15 protein-coding genes are annotated in these 17,701 nt (G+C 56.9%); 2 read left to right on the forward strand and 13 right to left on the reverse strand.

Going from position 1 to position 17,701, the window contains the following annotated elements; genetic code table 11:
- Positions 1-237: 237 nt before the first annotated feature.
- The 13 genes from RCA23_RS06130 to RCA23_RS06190 form a co-directional block, all read right to left on the reverse strand.
- Complete coding sequence (locus RCA23_RS06130; protein WP_044049561.1) at positions 238-936, reverse strand: ABC transporter ATP-binding protein; 699 nt, start codon at positions 934-936, stop codon at positions 238-240.
- Between the two features lie 5 nt (positions 937-941).
- Positions 942-1,682, reverse strand: coding sequence for an ABC transporter ATP-binding protein (locus tag RCA23_RS06135; RefSeq protein ID WP_044049562.1), 741 nt, complete (start codon positions 1,680-1,682; stop codon positions 942-944).
- A complete protein-coding gene (locus RCA23_RS06140) occupies positions 1,679-2,701 on the reverse strand; it encodes an ABC transporter permease subunit (RefSeq protein WP_044049563.1) in 1,023 nt (340 codons plus the stop codon). Before RCA23_RS06140 ends, RCA23_RS06135 begins: the two co-directional genes overlap by 4 nt.
- On the reverse strand, positions 2,694-3,587 hold the full coding sequence (locus RCA23_RS06145; RefSeq protein WP_052377068.1) for a branched-chain amino acid ABC transporter permease: 894 nt from the start codon (positions 3,585-3,587) through the stop codon (positions 2,694-2,696). Before RCA23_RS06145 ends, RCA23_RS06140 begins: the two co-directional genes overlap by 8 nt.
- 7 nt (positions 3,588-3,594) lie before the next feature.
- On the reverse strand, positions 3,595-4,761 hold the full coding sequence (locus RCA23_RS06150; RefSeq protein WP_044049564.1) for an ABC transporter substrate-binding protein: 1,167 nt from the start codon (positions 4,759-4,761) through the stop codon (positions 3,595-3,597).
- Between the two features lie 34 nt (positions 4,762-4,795).
- On the reverse strand, positions 4,796-5,596 hold the full coding sequence (locus RCA23_RS06155) for an enoyl-CoA hydratase/isomerase family protein (protein WP_044049565.1): 801 nt from the start codon (positions 5,594-5,596) through the stop codon (positions 4,796-4,798).
- 17 nt (positions 5,597-5,613) lie between these two features.
- Entirely contained in the window at positions 5,614-7,158 is a 1,545-nt protein-coding gene (locus RCA23_RS06160) for an AMP-binding protein (protein WP_044049566.1), read from the reverse strand.
- Complete coding sequence (locus RCA23_RS06165) at positions 7,151-7,660, reverse strand: (2Fe-2S)-binding protein (RefSeq protein WP_044049567.1); 510 nt, start codon at positions 7,658-7,660, stop codon at positions 7,151-7,153. The genes RCA23_RS06160 and RCA23_RS06165 overlap by 8 nt, the downstream gene beginning before the upstream one ends.
- Entirely contained in the window at positions 7,648-8,472 is an 825-nt protein-coding gene (locus tag RCA23_RS06170; protein ID WP_044049568.1) for an FAD binding domain-containing protein, read from the reverse strand. The genes RCA23_RS06165 and RCA23_RS06170 overlap by 13 nt, the downstream gene beginning before the upstream one ends.
- Positions 8,469-11,408, reverse strand: coding sequence for a xanthine dehydrogenase family protein molybdopterin-binding subunit (locus RCA23_RS06175; protein ID WP_044049569.1), 2,940 nt, complete (start codon positions 11,406-11,408; stop codon positions 8,469-8,471). Before RCA23_RS06175 ends, RCA23_RS06170 begins: the two co-directional genes overlap by 4 nt.
- Before the next feature lie 106 nt (positions 11,409-11,514).
- Positions 11,515-12,387 (reverse strand): helix-turn-helix domain-containing protein, encoded by an 873-nt coding sequence (locus RCA23_RS06180; RefSeq protein WP_201770479.1) that lies wholly within the window; start codon positions 12,385-12,387, stop codon positions 11,515-11,517.
- 725 nt (positions 12,388-13,112) lie between these two features.
- Entirely contained in the window at positions 13,113-14,123 is a 1,011-nt protein-coding gene (locus tag RCA23_RS06185) for a substrate-binding domain-containing protein (RefSeq protein WP_044049570.1), read from the reverse strand.
- A 10-nt stretch (positions 14,124-14,133) separates the two neighbouring features.
- Positions 14,134-15,501 carry an ROK family protein gene (locus RCA23_RS06190; RefSeq protein WP_052377069.1) on the reverse strand — a complete coding sequence of 456 codons (1,368 nt, stop codon included), beginning with the start codon at positions 15,499-15,501 and terminating at the stop codon, positions 14,134-14,136.
- A gap of 168 nt (positions 15,502-15,669) precedes the next feature.
- Here RCA23_RS06190 and RCA23_RS06195 point away from each other — a divergent pair, with 168 nt between their 5' ends.
- Positions 15,670-16,482, forward strand: coding sequence for a sugar phosphate isomerase/epimerase family protein (locus tag RCA23_RS06195; RefSeq protein WP_044049571.1), 813 nt, complete (start codon positions 15,670-15,672; stop codon positions 16,480-16,482).
- Positions 16,483-16,531: 49 nt separating this feature from the next.
- The gene (locus RCA23_RS06200) at positions 16,532-17,650 is read left to right on the forward strand and encodes a substrate-binding domain-containing protein (protein WP_044049572.1); all 1,119 of its coding nucleotides are present in this window, start codon (positions 16,532-16,534) and stop codon (positions 17,648-17,650) included.
- Positions 17,651-17,701: the final 51 nt, after the last annotated feature.

Here is a 17,701-nt window from a genome sequence, read left to right on the forward strand (position 1 = left end):
TCTTGCTGAGTGGCGCCAACTATTGAGCGCATAGATTCAGGCTGCGCCAGCAATCCGATGCGAGTTCTCATTCGTCTGACAGCACCAGCTAATCCTTACAGCAGAGCCTCAGGCCCACGTTCCGAATCCTTGTCAACAGGACCACCGGCGCGCCCTGCCCGAACTCGGCAACCTCCAAAGAGCCGCGCGCCGTCCGGACCATCCGAGTTTTTGCAGATTTGAACCGCACCTTGATATTTATACCGCCAGAACGTCGAGCAAGCGCTTGCGGTCGTCATCATCGTCGCCCTCGCCCGTCAGGATCGCCTGACCGCGTTCCAGCACCATGAATCTGTCGCAAAGCGAAATCGCCTCGTGGACGTTTTGCTCCACCAGCAGGACGATAGTTCCGGCTTTGCGCATTTCGCGGATGATGGCGAAAACCTCGGCAACGATCATCGGTGCCAAGCCTTCCGAGGGCTCGTCGATTAGGACGACACGCGGTTCGGCCACCATGACACGAGCCATCGCCAGCATCTGCTGCTCGCCACCAGACAGGGTGTTTCCGGCCTGTTTGCGGCGCTCCGCAAGGCGGGGAAACCGGTCATAAACCGTGTCTAGATGCGACTTACTGCTGCCGCCCTTGCGGCCCATCAGGCCAAGCGCCAGATTTTCCTCGACGGACAGGCCGGGGAAGATTCGGCGATCCTCGGGAACTATGGCCACGCCCGCACGATTCATGGAATCGGGCAAATGCCCAGTCAACGTCTCGCCATCCAGCGTGACGGAACCGTCTGTCGGGCGCAGCCACCCGGCGATGGTTTTGAAAAACGTCGTCTTCCCGACGCCGTTGCGTCCGAACAGGCCGATAACCTCGCCGGCATCTGCCGTGAGGCTGACACCTTGCAAGACATGGGCAAGTCCGTAATGTGCATGCAATTGATCAATTTTAAGCATATCTCTCACCCGTGTCCAAAATAGGCAGCCTGGACCGCACTGTCAGCGCGAACCTCTGCCGGTATGCCTTCGGCCAGCTTGCGGCCCTGATGCATGACCACCACGTGGTCCGACAGGGACATCACCAGGCCGATGTCATGCTCGATCAGCAGAATCGTTACTTCGTCAGTCAGACTGCGGATCAACTGCGCCGTATCCTCGGTGTCGCCGTGGCTCATCCCCTGGGTCGGTTCGTCGAGCATCAGGACCTGGGGTTCAGAAGCCAGACACATCGCGATCTCCAGCCGCCGTTGTTCCCCGTGGCTGAGAGCCGCGACAATTTCATGCGCCTTTTCCGCAAAACCGAACCGCTCGATCAGTGCGGTGACCTTGTCCGCCGCGCGACCGTGTCTGCGCAGAGGCAGCAAGGCCTGCCTGACCGGCTCCAGACGCTGGGCGGCAAGGCGCAGGTTTTCCCGAACGGTCATCTCGAAGAACAGGTTAGTGATCTGGAAAGACCGGGCCAGGCCGGCCTCCTGCAGGGCCGCAGGTCCCTTCCCGGTCACATCTTTGCCTTTGATGATAACGCGCCCGCCACTCGGTTTAAGAGCACCGGAAATCAGGTTGAACAACGTAGTTTTGCCTGCACCGTTCGGGCCGATCACCGTGGTGATTTTATTGCGTTTGGCAGTAAAACTGACGCCGTCAACGGCCTTGAGCCCACCAAAGGCAATGCACAGACCCTCCACATGCATGATATCGGTCATAGCGCCGTCCTTTCTGGTTCAGGCTTGGGCTGCCTTGCGCTGTTGCGCAACAGGTTGCGTTCGACGAAAGGCTTCAACATGCCAACTATGCCCTTGGGCATGAACAGGATCGCACTCATAAAGATCAAGCCAATCACGATCAGGTGGTGTTCTGTCCAACTTCCGATAACGGACTTCAGCATGGTCAGGATCACTGCACCCCAAATCGCGCCGGCCAGAGTGCCGGCACCGCCGACGATCACCATGATCAGCGCATCGCCCGATGTCGCGAAGAATAGCAGTTCCGGCGAGACGAACCCGCGCAGCATCGGATAGAGCGCGCCGGCAAGCCCGGCGATCACAGCCGCAAGCACATAGGCGGCCATTCTGGCAGCCCATGTCGAATACCCCAGATAAGGCACGCGCTTTTCATTGGCTTTCAGCGCAATGATGATCCGGCCGAACGGCGTCCCCAGCAGGTAAGCTGACATGGAATAGAGCAGCGCTATGATCACCAGCGTAAGCAGGAAGAACCCCAGTGGATCGTCTGCTGACAGAGTGATTAAGCCGAGCGGAATTTCGATCACGGGAATGCCAATTAGACCATCTGAGGCTCCCAGCTCCCGACTGTTATAGACAACCTTGGCGACGACCTGAGCCATGCCAAAGGTTATCAGCGCGAAATACACGCCGCGTACACGGTTGGCGATAAGCCCGCCAGCAATACCGGCCAGCAGGACGGAGACGCCCGCTGCGCCCATGGCGAGCCAGAACGACGGCTCCTCGCGCAGTACAAGCGCTGAGACATATGCCCCGATACCGAAATAGAGCGCCTGCCCAAGAGACAGAAGACCGGTGAACCCTAGAAGGATGTCGATCGATAGCGCCAGACCCCCAAGGATCAGCGCCTCGGTCGCAAGGCGCAGATAGAAAACGTCGCCGCTGAAGCAGGCGAAAGCTGCGAAAACAAGCGCCACAATAACCAGAATCCCAAAGAACACGTGGTTTGCGCGCATGGATATATCTAGGCGATCATGCATGACCGATCCTCCCGAATATGCCCTGCGGGCGGAACATAAGAACAAGGACCATGACGCCGAAGACAATCGGATCGGCCCAGACGGGCGAAATGACCAGGCTTGAAATGGCCTGGACCTGCGTCAGCAGGACCCCGGCGATTACTACACCCCATATCGATCCCATGCCGCCGACGATAACGACGGTAAAGGCCATCAGGATGAAGTCATGACCCATTGTCGGGAAGACCGAATAGATCGGTGCCAGCAAAACCCCTGCCAGACCGGCCAGTGCCACGCCAAAGGCAAAAGCGCCTGAATAGACCCAACCGACACGGACGCCCAACGAAGCCGCCATATTGCGATCAAAGGCTGCGGCGCGGACCATCGCGCCCAGACGGGTACGATAGACTACCAGCGCCACCGCAACGATCACCACGGCACCGATTGCAATAAGAAACAGCCTGTAGGTAGGGATGAAAACACCCAAAACCTCCGTGGCACCTGGCAACGGGTTCTCGGGGCGATGCGTGTTGGGGCCGAATACGATCTTCAGCAGGTCTTCGGCAATCATGCCCAGACCGAAGGTCAGCAGCAGGGTCGACACATGCCTGTCCCCGCCATCATAGACCCGGCGGATCAGAAAGCGTTCCGTCAGCACCCCGATTGGGATCATTAGGATTGGGACCAGCGCGATCAGCACCCAGTAGTTGAAACCCAGGGCGGAAAGCGCCAGCGCACCGAAGGCTCCCACGGCGTAGAACTCGCCGTGGGACATGTTAATTACGTCCAGAAGCCCAAAGATAATCGTCAGTCCAAGTGCCACAAGGATCACCGAGACCCCCAGCGCAAGGCCATTAAGCATCTGTGGTGCCAGCACGAATTGGAGATATGAGATCAGATCAGGCATAGGGCGCTCAGAATTTGTCGCAGGTGTCAGGACCGATGGCATCTTCGCCGGCGATACTTCTTGCGATGGTGAACTGGCCGTTCTTTACTTCAACGACATACATCGGCTGCATCGCCTGATGGTCGCCTGCCCGAATGGTCTTGGTGCCTTGCGGCGTTTCCCAGGACAGACCTTCCAGCGCGGCGCGGACCGAGTCGGTGTCTGTTGCACCCGCCGCTTCGACAGCCGCCTTGTAGGCGAACAGCAAACCATAGCTGTCGGCACCATACAGGTCCGGATCAGCACCGTTCCTCTCGCGGAATGCCTCGGTAAAGGCTTTATTCTCTGGGGAGTCGATAAGCACGGAATACCCAACGCCGGTAATGAACCCTTCGGCCGCAGCACCGATCGCATTGATGTTCTGCGCTGTCACGGTACCCGATGCGCCAAGGATGGTGAGGCCTTCGCTAACGCCAAAATCGTTCATTTGTGTGAACAGACGCACGGAGTCATTGCCGGCGACCGATGTATAGAGGACATCGGGACGTGCCGCACGCAATTGACCGAAATACTGCGAATAGTCCTTTGAGTCGAGCGGAGCAAAAACCTCGCCGGTCGATGTCGCACCGACACTTTCGGCTCTCTCTTTGAACGCGGCGACGGTGGAGCGGCCCATTTCATAGTCCGGACCAAGGTAATAGACTTTTGCTCCCGGTTTTTCCTGCTTTAGCCATGCCGCAAGCGCCACCGATTGCTGGCCCGCGCGGGCGTTGACTCGAAAGACGTTCGGTGAACAACCGGAACCGGTGATCGCATCTGAAAACGACACGGTTGTCGCGATAAGCTTGTCGGCCCGATCAGCGACTTGGCCTACAGCCAGCGTGGCTCCGGAATTGACGGTACCGGTTAAGAAGTCAACGTTGTCGACCGTGAACAGCTTCTCTGCCTTGGTGACGGCAACTGCGGGATTTGCCTCACTGTCCTCATAGATAAGTTCGATCTGACGACCGGCGATCCCGCCGGCAGCGTTGATCTCTTCCACCGACTGGTCTATGCCCCAGCGGACCTGCTGACCGATGCCGGCATAGGTGCCGGACAGAGGCGTAAGCACACCGATCTTGATAGTTTCCTGCGCGTAGGCGCTGGACGCCAGCAGCATCGCTATTGTTGTCGTCGTTAAAAGGTTAAGTCTCATCAGGTTTCCTCCCAGAAGTTTTTAGGTGTTTTGTTCAGCATCCGCGGAATGCGGGGCTGCGTTTTTCGTGAAAAGCGCGAACGCCTTCTGCGAAATCTTCGGATTGGCGCAGGCGGCTATAACAGTGGCCCTCCAACTCAATTCCTGAGGCGACAGTCGCATTCTCGCTGTCATTCAGAAGTTTCTTGGCCGTGCGTTGCGCCAGCGGCGAAAACGCCACCAGCTCTGCAACCAGCGCGTCGGTCGCTGCGACTAGTTGGTCAACTGCCACGCAGTCGACGACAATGCCCCAATCGCGCGCCTGCTCGCCGGATATCCGGCGCGAGCGCATGACGACGTCTTTGGTGCGGGCAAGGCCGATCAGGCCCATAAGGCGGGCGGAACCGCCAGAACCAGGAATCTGGCCGAGTTTCTGTTCCGGCAGGGCATAGCGCGTGCCGTGCGTGGCAATCCGGAAATCGCATGCCAGCGAAATTTCAAAGCCGACGCCGAACGTGTAGCCCTGATTGGCCGCAATCACAGGTTTCGCGCAGCGCCAGGGCGCGGCGATATTGTCCGCAAGATGGCTGACATGCTCGGGCGAGGCATCAAGGAAACCTCTGATGTAACCGCCCGACGAGAAATTGCCCCCCTCGGCGCGCAGGACAATAACCCGGACCCGATCGTCCGCGTCCAGTTCCTCGAAAGCCACCCGCAGCTGGTCCCGCTGCCCCATCCAAATGACGTTCATCGGCGGGCGAGACAGAATGATGTCGCCGCGTTGGCGGTCCGGGTCGATCTCGACCCGGAACCCGTCAAGGTCGCTTAGGCGGGGGTCTGTTGAAGTGTCGGTCATTGTTTTCTCCTAAAAGGTTATTTCTCAACAGCAGAGGCGTCAGTGGTTTCGGGATTGTATTTGCCAGCCGCCAGAACGCGGCGCAGCAGCTTACCGACCGGCGATTTCGGCAGATCGTTGACAAATATGATGCGGCGGGGTCGCTTGTATCCGGCAAGCCCCGAATTCCGGCAGTGACTGTCAATTTCATCAGCTGTTAGCGGGCCGGAGCGGCGCACGAAGGCGGTTACGACCTTGCCCCAACGTTCATCCGGCAGTCCAACAACCGCACATTCGCTGACGCTGGGTAGTAAGGACAGGCAGCTTTCGACCTCGACCGGGCTGACATTCTCTCCGCCCGATATGATCATGTCATCCACACGGCCGGTCACGAATAGGTCGCCGTCCGAATCCACCCGGCCCAGGTCACCTGTGAAATACCATCCGTCGCGTAGCGCCTTGGCGTCTGACTCGGGCCGGCGCCAGTATCCTTCAAAGGCCTCATCCCCTGCCAGGGTTGCGATGATCTCGCCTTCTTGGCCTACGCTCACCTCGGCCCTCGGGTCGCCACTGCCGACGGTGACAATACGCAGATGCTGATTCAAACCGGCGCGTCCGGCAGAGCCCTGTTTGAGAGATGCCTTCTGGTTGATTGAAAACGTGTAAACCTCTGAAGAACCGTAGTGGTTGACGAACAGGTCTGGCTTGAAAGCGACGTTGAGACGGCGCAACAGTCCGTCAGTCATCGACGCGCCGGCAAAGCCTAGCCTGCGGACCGAGGAGATGTCAGTCGTTACGAAATCTTCATGCTCCAGCATATCGTGGTAGAGCGTCGGAACCAGATAAAGGCTTGAAATAGCGTGATCCTCTATCAATCGAAGCGCAGTTTTCACATCAAAACGCGGTAGGCAGACAAAGCGTCCTCCCAGCAACATCACAGCCAGCAGCGACCGCACACCCATCGTATGATAGAGAGGCATGACGCCTAGCGTGCGCTCACCCTGCGGCATTAGGTTCTGTGCCACATGCGCCAACGCTGCAGCGCGTTCGGCTTGGTGCCTTCGCGGCACGCCCTTTGGCTTCGCCGTGGTACCGGAGGTGTAGAACATCAGAGACAGGTCGTCCGGTCCGGCCACGGGCATTGCGTCGGCCTGAGCCTGGTACAATTCAGCTATATCGATTGCGTCCTTGCAGTTGGCTTCAACAGAAATCCACGGCATTCCCGCAGCCCTGAGCGAACCTTTGACAGCGTCTTCGCTGGAGGCGTCGAAAACCAGCGCCGTGCCTTCTGCGTCATCCAGCACGAAATCAAGTTCATCCGGTGTCACACGCCAGTTGATCGGAACGATGACCACGCCCGTAAACTGGCAGGCCCAGTGTAGCGTTGCCGCGTCTGCGGTGTTTTGCAGGGCCGTGACCAAACGATCACCCTTTTTCAGACCCACGCGGTGCAATCCATCGGCCAGAGCCGCGACACGCGGCAGCCATTCGGCGTAGGTCAATTGAAGGTCGCCATCAACCAGCGCAACTGCATTCGGGTCACGGGCCACAGAGGCCAGAAATGATCTGCCGAGATCAAGCATTCAAACGCTCCTTTTGCAGAATTTTAGCCGCTTCCATCGCGGCAGTGACAATCGGCTCGTATCCGGTACAGCGACACAGATGGCCGGCAAGCGCGTCGCGGATTTCGGTTTCGCCTGCCTCAGGATGATCGTGCAACAGTGTGTCGAGGGACATTAGGATACCCGCCGTGCAAAACCCGCATTGCAGGGCATGATGGCGGCGAAATGAATTTTGCAGCACGGACAGGGAGCCCGGTGCTGGCGCCAGATGTTCCACGGTTTCGATTTCGGCTCCGTCGGCCTGCACCGCCAGTGTCAGGCAGCTACGGGCGAGACCGTCGTCCATGCGAACCGTACAAGCTCCACAGACGCCGTGTTCACAGCCAACATGGGTGCCCTTGGCGCCAAGAACGTGTCGTATAAAATCGGACAGCAGCATGCGGGGCTCCGCCTCTGCATGTACCGGTTTTCCATTAAGTTTCAGACTGATGGAATGCGTTTTGTCAGCAATCAGGCGGCGCATTGGCGGGCCTCCTTTATGGTTTTGCGCCCCAGTCGCCGGACAAGATCCCGGCGGTAGCGGGCGGTGGCGTGGAGATCGTTGCGGGCATCGAGCGACCAAGCGAGATCGTTGAGCGCGTCGTCGACCTGCCGCTCATCCAGCGAGGACCAATCGCGCACCAGCGGCGTGTCGTTGACGCCACCGATGGCGAGCCGTAGTCGGTCGCCGGTGGCGATTGCGGCAACGGAAACAATGGCAAAATCGCCGTGGCGTATGCCTACCTCGTTGAAGGCGTGTCCGGTGCCTTCTTGGGAGAGCGGGAAGCTGACCGCTTCGATCATCTCGTCCGGTCTGGCGGCGGTCTGCATCATACCGGTGAAAAATTCGGCAGCGGGAAGGCGGCGCGCACCGCGCCCGCGCAGATGTACCCTGCCGTCGAGGGCCACCAGAGCCAAAGCGATTTCCGCAGACGGATCAGCATGCGCGACAGAGCCGCAAACCGTACCCCGCGCCCGTGTCTGGACGTGACCGACCCACGGCAGGGCAGCGGCCAGCAAGGGCACTTCAGACAGGAGATCCCGTCGATTTAAAAGAGCCGCTTGACGCACGGCGAAGGGCACGACCAGTTGACCGCGCTCAACTCGTATCTCGGCACCGCCCGCCACATGCATTACGTCCACCAGCAGGGTCGGCCGCGCAAGGCGCATGTTCAGCATTGCGACCAGCGACTGGCCGCCGGCGATGACCCGGGCGCCTTCGCCTTCGGCAGCCAGCGCTGCCTGTGCCTCCTGAACCGTGCCAGCCCGCAAATAGTCAAAGGGAGCAGGTTTCATTTACCATCTCCGATCCATACGAACAGACGTGCAAAAAGACTCCGCTGGCCACCGGCCCGACGACCTAGGGCCGTAAAGAACTGCCCGATCACGATGCGCGCCGCACCATCCAGCAGGCGACCGCCCACGGAGGCGACCTTGCCACCGACACGGGCTTCGTATTCATAGGCGATCTCGGTTCCGCCATCAGGCAGCACGGTCAAACTGACGTGTCCCGTTCCCTCACCCATGCCAAGCGCACCGGCGGCACGCCCCGTCAAGAGGGCGGAGCTTGGCGGATCAAGCTCGCTGAGCGCGACATCGATCTTGTAGCGGCCCTTTACCGGTCCAACACCAAGGGTCACATCGGCGCTGAACCGGTCTTCGCTGGGCTGGGTGACGCCGTGGGCCCCTGGAATAATCGCTGCAAGTTGTTCCGGGTCCATCAACAGATCCCAGATTGCCTGCGGCGACGCGGACACCTTGGCTCTGCCTCGCCCCGTCAGGCCCTTGCCTGTCGTAGGTGCGGCGGGTTGGTAGCCTTCCGGTGCTGCAGGTTCGGCGTCCAGAAATTCGGCAATACGCGCGGGCGTCAGCGGCAGGACAAGGTCGACCGCGCCACACTTCGGCGCCAGTGCGTCGGCGACGGCATTGGCTACGCAGACCGGCGTCGACATGCAGTTGCCCTCTCCGACACCTTTGGCACCGGTCAGCGTCAGCGGCGACGGCGTTTCGATATGCAGGATATCCAAGGTTGGGATTTCCAGAACGGTCGGCACCGGATAATCCGCGAAGGTGCCTGCCAGAAAGGCCCCGTCCGGACCGTAGGCGAACTCTTCGAACAGAGACGCGCCGATCGCCTGCGCGAAAGCGCCGCGAATTTGTCCTTCGACCATGCCGGCATGCAGAACGCGTCCACAGTCATGCATAGTAACATAACGGTCGACCCGAACCTGACCGGAGACCGCGTCGATCTCTACACCACAAAAATCAAAGATAAAGGAATGACACAGCGAGGAATTGATCCCATCCTCGCCAGTAGGTGCCGCCAATTCTTCGGGCGACCAGATCGCTGTTTCACGAACTACGGGGTCCATATCGTCGGGCAGCGTTCCCGGAGCCCAATGGCTGGCCGAGGCGATACGCGCAAAGGATATGCTGGCTTCAGGGTTGCCATTCAGATGTACGCGCCCTCCGGCAAAGACGATATCTTCCGGCCGGCCGTTCAGTTGCCCCGCAGCGATCCGCGCGAGGCGATGGCGCAGTCTGTCGGCGGCAAGTTGCACTGCCGAAAGAGTGGAGGCTGCAAACCGGCTGGAATAGTTGCCGGCGGCGATGGACCAGGCATCCTTGGCGGTATCAAATTCAGCAACAACCCTGACATCTTTGGAGCGAAGTCCCAGAACACCGCTCACCAGTTTCGCCGCTACCGTCTGGTGCCCCTGTCCTTGCGGCACGCTGTCTATTTGCACAGTCACAGATCCCACTGGATCCAGCGAGATCGTAGCTGCAGCATGTGCGCCGTTTTTCGGGCCAGATTTGGCGCGCTGCGCCGGCGTCAGCGCCGTGGAAAGATAGCCCATGTTCGAAACCGACGGCTCGACTGCAGCAGTCAGGCCGATGCCATAGATCCGCCCCGCGGCGCGCGCCAGATCACGTCGAGACAGCAGCTCGCCATAACGGCCGTCATTCAGTGCAACATCGAAGGCGCGGACATAATCGCCCGAGTCATAAGTGGTTCCGCTGGCTGTCCGGTAGGGAAAAGAACTAATCAGGTTGCGGCGTATGACGTCAAGCGGATCAAGTTCCAGTTCCTGGGCGATCCTCTGCATTAGCCGTTCCAGCGCGTAGTAGATCTGCGGCCCTCCAAAACCCCGGTTGAGGCCAGTTGGCGTCTTGTTGGTCATCACGATCCTGTTTCGAACCGAAAGGTTCGCAATGTCGTAAGCACCGCAAAGATTACCGTGCATCCGGTAGAGCGTTGCCGGTTCAGGAGCGCGCAGATAGGCTCCGACATCTTCGATCTGATCCCAGAACAGAGCTGTCACGCGGCCGTCAGGCTCGACGGCGGCTTGCAGTTCGACGACACGGTTGGTTGCGGACACCGACGCGGTCAGGTGCTCAAGACGGTCTTCGATCCACTTCACGGGGCGGGCCGCGATGCGGGCGCAGGCAGCCATCAGAACGATATAGGGGAATACTCCCTGCTTGACCCCAAAACTGCCGCCGGAATTCGGCGGGGTGCGCAGTCGCAGCTTGCTTCCAGGAACCTTCAGCGCACGCGCGATTACGGGATGAATCGAAAACGGACCCTGGAAGTTCGCCTGAATGTCATATCCGGTACCGTGCGGATCGTATTCGGCCAGAACCCCGTAGGTTTCCATCGGCGTGCAGGAATTGCGGGGATAGCGGACCTTGACCGCGATGCAGCGTGGAGCAGCCTCGCGGGCAGATTCTGGGTCACCATAGCGGAATGTGCGTTCCGAACCGAGGTTGTTTTCAAGTTCTTCGTGCAGGACATACGCGTTCATGTCCAAGGCGGCCTCAGGGTCGATCACCGGCGGTAACGGGGTGTAGTTCACCTCGATCAGGTCAAGCGCATCTTCGGCAACATAACGGTCTTCGGCCAGCACAACCACCACCGGTTCCCCGACATATCGCGCGCGATCCACAGCCATCGGCCAGCATTTGATCGGAATTTTGACGCCGACCATCAGGGGTTCCGACACTTTGGCCAAGGCGGTGCCGTCGATTACCGCAGCCACACCCGGCAAAGCGCGGGCGCGACTACTATCTATCGAGACAATGCTGGCATGGGCATGTGGAGCGCGCAGAATAGCGGCGTGCAACGTGCCTACGGCGAAGGGCAGGTCGTCAATGAATTGTGCCGATCCGGACAGGAGCGCGCCATCCTCGATGCGCTCTTCCACGTCCGCTGTCTTTGTATCAAATGCCATTAATGGCAGCCTCCCTGATGAGCGTATTCGAGCTCTTATCAGGTACGGTGGATTACAATCTGGCTGTAAATCGATACCGAGGCATCGCAGAATTTACCCTAGAGTCTCAAAGATGGAAGGCTTCGCCTATATCCCCGATCCGGGCGATGGACCGAAACTGGCTGGGCGCAACACCGGCGTGATCGCGGAAAAAGCGGGTAAAGTGCGCTTGGGTGGAAAAGCCGAGCTTATCGGACATTTGGCCAAAACTCATATCGCCATTGACTGTTCCGAAAATGGCCTGCTCCAGTCGCACAACATTCAGAAAGACGCGCGGGCTTACGCCGGTCGAGGCTTCGAACACACGGAAGAAATTGGCGCGGCTCATGCCTGCCTCTGCCGCCAGTCGCTCGATATTGTCGACCTCGCCCGGTTCGCGTCGGATCATGGCTATGGCTTTTCGTACGCGCCAGTCCACCGATTGCACGCGCGACGCCTCGCGCAGTCCCGCCCCGACACTGCGCCATTCTGTAAAGCGTTCGATCACGGCGATCATCAGGTCACCGAGCAATTTCTCGTGCTCTACGACATCCGTCGGCGCATGGATCATGGACGTGGCCAGCGCCATCGACAATTTGCGGATGTTTAGCGTTATGGCACCTGTGGCGGATGCGAAGAACCCGGTATCGCCTGACGAAGCCCAATTCTTTCGGAACTCTGCCAGCCAGATCGGTTCAATATAGAGGGCAAGGATTAGGCAACGCGGCTGATCCGGCTTATGAACATAGGCATGCGGCGTCCAGGCATTCACCAAAACAGCGCTTTCATCCGTGAGGTGCGCTACAGTCTCGCCGACAAGAAACTGCGTGTCAGCACCATCGACTTTCAAAAGGACATGGCAGTGGGGATGAGCGTGCCGCACAAGATTGCGATCCATGTCCAGTAGTGCGACACGGCCAAAACTACCAGAACGTATGCGCAGGGCTTCTGACATCAGCATAACATAGCAGTACAGACAGACAATAGATAGTAGTAATGATGTAAGGCTGGAATACCCCATCTGATTTGGCCCACCGTTATGTTTAGAAAACGGAGGACGAAGGATGGCAAACAAGCGGCACAAGCTCGAGGAAATAGTTCAGAAGTTGCGGCAGGTTGATGTGCTTGTCGGCCAAGCGATGCAGCGGGTGGATGCAATCCACAAAGCTGTAAGCGGGTACTGTCAGACAAAACGAGCTTGAGACGGGGCGGGCGGTTTCGTAGCCTCTCCGTATAACAAAACACTCCCCATTTAGGTACATGAAACCTGGCCCGGGGTTCCTGGACCATCTTGCTTAGGTCTGTGGACTGGGGATCAAGAGCCAAGGTCCACGGATAGTAAAGCACCCATCCACGTTTCCGCCTTCAGTGTTACCTGTGCACAGGTGGCGTTGGATAGTTTTGCTCGGGCCGCGGTCCTTGGACCAACGGCAGAGGGTTACTGTACGTAATCGCTACAGTTCACACGCAGGACCACGGACCGGGCCCCCCTATCATAGGGCCCCGCGTCTCGGACCACGGGCCTTTAGTATTGGGGGCGTAGGTTCATTTGGGCGGGGTTTTGTTTGCTAACGCCATCTTTATTCACGCACCAATTTCAAGCTGAACCGTGCCACTGCTCTCGCTGAGTGGCGTCAATTATAGAGCGCGTAGATTTAGGCTCATCCTGCAATCCGATGCGAGTTCTTATTTGTTTGACAGCACCTTGAGTTGGACCAAAATGTGGCGAGATACAGCTTTGCGCCAGATGGCCTGATAACTTTCAACAACATTTGATCGAGAGACAGTTAAGCCAGGCAAGGCAATCCAATCTGGGCATGGGCGGTCAAGCAATGCCGTGATTGTAGTGTGGGCGACGGCCTCACCTTGCTGAAAAGGACGCTGGCCTGCAATCCCAATCACAGGCACTCCTTTTGCAAGACTTTCTGTCATCTCTTGCCCAAGATCCACCGTTGTAATGGGCATATCTGGGTTCCGTTTTGAAACTGCACTGATGACCTTAACGCAGGGGGTATCCCAGACTACGAACAGCCCTAAAATTTCCGAGTGATCACTGATGAGTTGGACAGCTTCGTTGCCGGCGCTGTCGATGGTTGAGAACCTCGCTGTTTTCACCGCGACGTCAGGACGGTTGATCTCCATCCAACGACTAAAAGCGATTTCGCGTTCATTCGTGGCAAAAAAATCAGAATCATAAGCCAGCATCCCGGCAGAAGCGCCCTGCGGTAAGCCGGCAGACAGAAGCTCGGCTGCAATTTCGCCCAACCCAAAGTTGTCAGCTGAAACAAGAGAGACATAATCTTTGCCTGGAAGCATCCCAGTGGGGGCATTGTCAATCAAAACGAGTTTTATGCCTGCACCCGAGACCGCAAGGTGGGCATTTGTGACGGCTGTATTATTGACGGGAAGCGAAATAATCGCATCAGGATTGTCGCCCCGCAAACGGTCCAATGCATCAATTTGCGCTTTGGATGAAAAGTTACAATCTACAACGTCAATGACGATCGCACCGCATTCACCCAATGTTCCAATGATGCCCTGTACGACATGCCTGGCCCAGTCGCTTTCAAGAGTGTGCATGACGATTGCGACGCGTAATTTTTTTGCACGTGCCGCAGTTATGTCCTGTGGTAAAAGAGTAACGCGCTCTGGTGGCGAAGCGCGTTCACCGTGTGGTCCAAGTCCAAATATTGTCATGCCAATTCCTTCAACTGCTCGGTGGAGCTTGGGCCTCGTCGTCGGCTTGCCGCGTAATAGAGTTCAAAGTTTCTAGGCCGTATACAAAGTCTGGATGCTGAGTTGGAGTTCCCAACAATATCCAGTCTTTCAAAAAGACCGGCTCAAAGAGCGCGGAAACAGCGATGCCCGCCGCACCTAAAAGGGCGGCGGAATTGCCCATTTGCGACCGCAGGATGCGCAGATCTCGGGTGACTAGCGGATGCGATGCGCCATAAACGGTTTCACGTATGCTTGCGAGCAAGATGTCATTCGTCTGAGCTATCGACCCGGCGAAGACGATAAGTTGTGGGTTTAGCATGTTAGCAAGGGTTGCCACGACGCCGCCAATGAGGCGACCGCTCTGCACGACGATTTCTGTACTCACGGAATCGCCCATTTGTGCCGCCTGACAAACTTCAACCGCCGTTATATTTTTTTCACGTTCAAGCAATTCAGCCAGATAGGCGCTTTCCCCAGATTGTGCGGCCTTGATGCCCTTCGCCTTGATCATACTGGCACCAGCCATAGCATCCAGTGAACCAGTGGTGTCGTCAGATGTCACTGGCAATTGTCCAATTAAACCAACGGCGCCAGCAGCACCGTGGTAAGGTTTACCGTTGCTGACCAGACCGGCACCAATTCGCTGGCCGACTTTGATAAATAGCATGGTTTGTTGACCTATCCCAGCACCGCCATTCAATTCCCCCATCGTCATCGTCTCAACGTTAGAGTGCATCCAGACGGGGACTTTAAACCGCTGCATTAGTGCCTCGACAAAACCGCTGTTGTCCCAATTAGGCAGGAAGTTAGGGGTTTCGAGCAGAAATGGGATGTTGGGATCGGTGAGAACCGGGCCAGGTACGGAAATTGAAATACCCCACAAATTGGGAATTTTTGGTTGCCGCGTCATCAGCCAATTAATCAAGGTGCAGACACGGTCCGCAGTTAAGGTCTGATTCGCGATGTTGATTGCTTCGTGATGTTCCATAATGAGCTTGCCCTGCAGGTCGGCAAGTCCAACGCCGATGGCCGATTGGTCAAGTGTGACAACAACAAGTCGGGCGCGATCTTTAGTGAATTGGACGAGGCGCGGCGCCCGGCCACCTGTCGCTACGCCCGTTTCACTTTCGCTAACCAAAACCAATTCCGAAAGAATCGCAAGTCTGTCGGCAATAATAGCCCGCCCATATTCGCTGACACGCTCTAGTTCATGGCGGGTTGTCGCTTCACTCAAACGCACATGGTTCAGTATAGCTACAAGGCTTGCTGTAGCCGCTTCGCTGTTACGCTGCCGTCCTTTGCCCCTTTGGCGTTTCGGCGCTGATTTGTCTGTGTTCACGAAATTTTGACTCTTCATATGATAATTTACAACAATAGTTCCCGAGTATTTGCAAGGCAAGTCCTAACTTTTGCTGCTAAAATGCAAAAGTTATATTACTTATGCATAAATAGTGTTGACTAAAGTTTAAATTATACCTTATCAGTTAAGTCGAACGGCTTTACTTGCCGAATTTGGGAGGACAACATGGGTGACTGGAAGCTTGCGTATCAAGCAAATTGTTGGGGTGATCTTGGCGGCAATGCAGAGGGGGTGACCTCGATCTCGCAGCTCAGCTATCGTACATTTGGTGACATGGATCGAGCGTGCGCGGAGATCGCTTCTGCGGGTTATAAAGGTGTTGAATTGTTTGACGGCAACCTGCTCGACTATAGCGCCGCCGATTTTCGCACTGTGCTTGCCAACAACGGCTTATTTTTGGTTGCCACTTATTCTGGTGCCAACTTCATTTTTGACGACATACTGCCAGAGGAACTGGCGCGCATCACACGAGCCGCTGACCGTGCCGCAGAACTAGATGCCCCGCATTTGGTAGTTGGGGGTGGCGCTAAGCGTTTTGATGGTATTCGCGATACGGACTATGATAAATTGGGGGCGGCACTTGATCGGGTTAAGTCATTGGCTGAGGATCGTAATCTTACTGCGCATTTCCATCCACATCTGTCGACAATCGTCGAGGGCCCCGAAGAGGTGCGCCGTATCTTCCGTCTGACTTCAATAGACTTTTGTCCGGACACAGCACACTTGGCTGCTGCTGGTGGCGATCCAGCGCAGCTGATCCGCGAATTTGCTGATCGTATTTCCTATGTCCACCTAAAGGGTTTCCAAAAAGAGCCCTTTGCATTCACACCACTCGATCGTGGTGATGTGCCTACCGACGAAATTATTGCAGCTATGCGCGAAACGAATTTCGCGGGCTGGGTCTGCACTGAACTTGATGCTTGGGACGATCCCGCTGATGGGGCGCGTTCCAGCATGGACTATTTAAACCAAGCCTAACTTGCTGGCATCAACCGGGGTACGCCCCAATCTTCTGGGAGGAAGAACTATGATTATGAAACGAAATATTTTGGGAATCGCCGCTGCGCTGGGGCTGGCAGTGTCCACTGCACCTGCTGTAGCTGATCCGTCCGCCGCATTGGCGGCATTACAGGAAACAGTCCTGTCCAAAGGCCCCAGCGGAGAAAATCCAAGCCCTGCAGCAGACCTCATGCTCAGCCAAACGGAAATTGATCAGATCAAGGCGATGAATGCGACCGCAGCCATTGTGATGCACTATGGTGGTAATGACTGGTCGAGCGCGCAGATCGAAGGCCTCAAGTTCCAATTTGGGGAAATGGGTATCAAGGTTATTGCCGTTACAGATGCTGGTTTCAAACCTGAAAAGCAAGTGGCAGATATTGAAACAATAATGATGATGGAGCCTGACATCATGGTTTCCGTTCCAACAGACCCATCGGCAACAGCTGCCGCCTATAAGGCTGTGGCTGCGGCTGGTGTTCAAATTGTATTCATGGAAAACACCCCTCCGGGTATGACGGCAGGCGTGGACTACGTTTCAGTGGTTTCGGCTGACAACTATGGCAACGGCGTTGCTTCAGCTCACCTTATGGCGCAGGCATTAGGTGACGAGGGTGGTCAGATAGGTCTCGTTTTTCATGCGGCCGATTTTTTTGTGACACGGCAACGCTATGATGCGTTCAAAGCAACGATCAATGAGAATTACCCAAACATCGAGATTGTAGCAGAGCAAGGCATCGGCGGACCGGATTTCTCGGGCGACGCAGATAAAGCAGCTTCTGCAATGCTGGTGTCGCATGCCGACCTCGATGGTATTTGGGCTGTTTGGGATGTTCCGGCTGAAGGTGTCATCTCGGCAGCTCGCGTTGCCGGCCGGGACGACCTGGTAATCACAACCATTGACCTCGGCGAAAACGTTGCGATCAATATGGCGCAGGGTGGCTTTATCAAGGGTTTGGGCGCACAGCGGCCTTTCGACCAAGGTGTTGCTGAAGCGATGCTTGCGGGCTATGGCTTGTTGGGCAAAGAAGCCCCTGCATTCGTCGCGGTTCCTGCTCTTCCAGTAACCAAAGACAACCTGCTCGAAGCCTGGGAGACAGTATACCGCTCCGAAGCGACGAAAAATATTCAAAATAGTATGAACTGACTTTGCAAAGGTCCTGTGGCAGTTCTCGCGCCGCAGGACCACTTTACACAT

It is taken from the genome of Planktomarina temperata RCA23 (assembly GCF_000738435.1).
GTDB lineage: Bacteria > Pseudomonadota > Alphaproteobacteria > Rhodobacterales > Rhodobacteraceae > Planktomarina > Planktomarina temperata.

What these genes read in the sequence shown, in the direction of transcription:
- RCA23_RS06130 (WP_044049561.1), bottom strand. Translation starts at nt 936, where the DNA reads ATGCTTAAAATTGATCAATTGCATGCACATTACGGACTTGCCCATGTC.
- RCA23_RS06135 (WP_044049562.1), bottom strand. Translation starts at nt 1,682, where the DNA reads ATGACCGATATCATGCATGTGGAGGGTCTGTGCATTGCCTTTGGTGGG.
- RCA23_RS06140 (WP_044049563.1), bottom strand. Translation starts at nt 2,701, where the DNA reads ATGCATGATCGCCTAGATATATCCATGCGCGCAAACCACGTGTTCTTT.
- RCA23_RS06145 (WP_052377068.1), bottom strand. Translation starts at nt 3,587, where the DNA reads ATGCCTGATCTGATCTCATATCTCCAATTCGTGCTGGCACCACAGATG.
- RCA23_RS06150 (WP_044049564.1), bottom strand. Translation starts at nt 4,761, where the DNA reads ATGAGACTTAACCTTTTAACGACGACAACAATAGCGATGCTGCTGGCG.
- RCA23_RS06155 (WP_044049565.1), bottom strand. Translation starts at nt 5,596, where the DNA reads ATGACCGACACTTCAACAGACCCCCGCCTAAGCGACCTTGACGGGTTC.
- RCA23_RS06160 (WP_044049566.1), bottom strand. Translation starts at nt 7,158, where the DNA reads ATGCTTGATCTCGGCAGATCATTTCTGGCCTCTGTGGCCCGTGACCCG.
- RCA23_RS06165 (WP_044049567.1), bottom strand. Translation starts at nt 7,660, where the DNA reads ATGCGCCGCCTGATTGCTGACAAAACGCATTCCATCAGTCTGAAACTT.
- RCA23_RS06170 (WP_044049568.1), bottom strand. Translation starts at nt 8,472, where the DNA reads ATGAAACCTGCTCCCTTTGACTATTTGCGGGCTGGCACGGTTCAGGAG.
- RCA23_RS06175 (WP_044049569.1), bottom strand. Translation starts at nt 11,408, where the DNA reads ATGGCATTTGATACAAAGACAGCGGACGTGGAAGAGCGCATCGAGGAT.
- RCA23_RS06180 (WP_201770479.1), bottom strand. Translation starts at nt 12,387, where the DNA reads ATGCTGATGTCAGAAGCCCTGCGCATACGTTCTGGTAGTTTTGGCCGT.
- RCA23_RS06185 (WP_044049570.1), bottom strand. Translation starts at nt 14,123, where the DNA reads ATGACAATATTTGGACTTGGACCACACGGTGAACGCGCTTCGCCACCA.
- RCA23_RS06190 (WP_052377069.1), bottom strand. Translation starts at nt 15,501, where the DNA reads ATGAAGAGTCAAAATTTCGTGAACACAGACAAATCAGCGCCGAAACGC.
- RCA23_RS06195 (WP_044049571.1), top strand. Translation starts at nt 15,670, where the DNA reads ATGGGTGACTGGAAGCTTGCGTATCAAGCAAATTGTTGGGGTGATCTT.
- RCA23_RS06200 (WP_044049572.1), top strand. Translation starts at nt 16,532, where the DNA reads ATGATTATGAAACGAAATATTTTGGGAATCGCCGCTGCGCTGGGGCTG.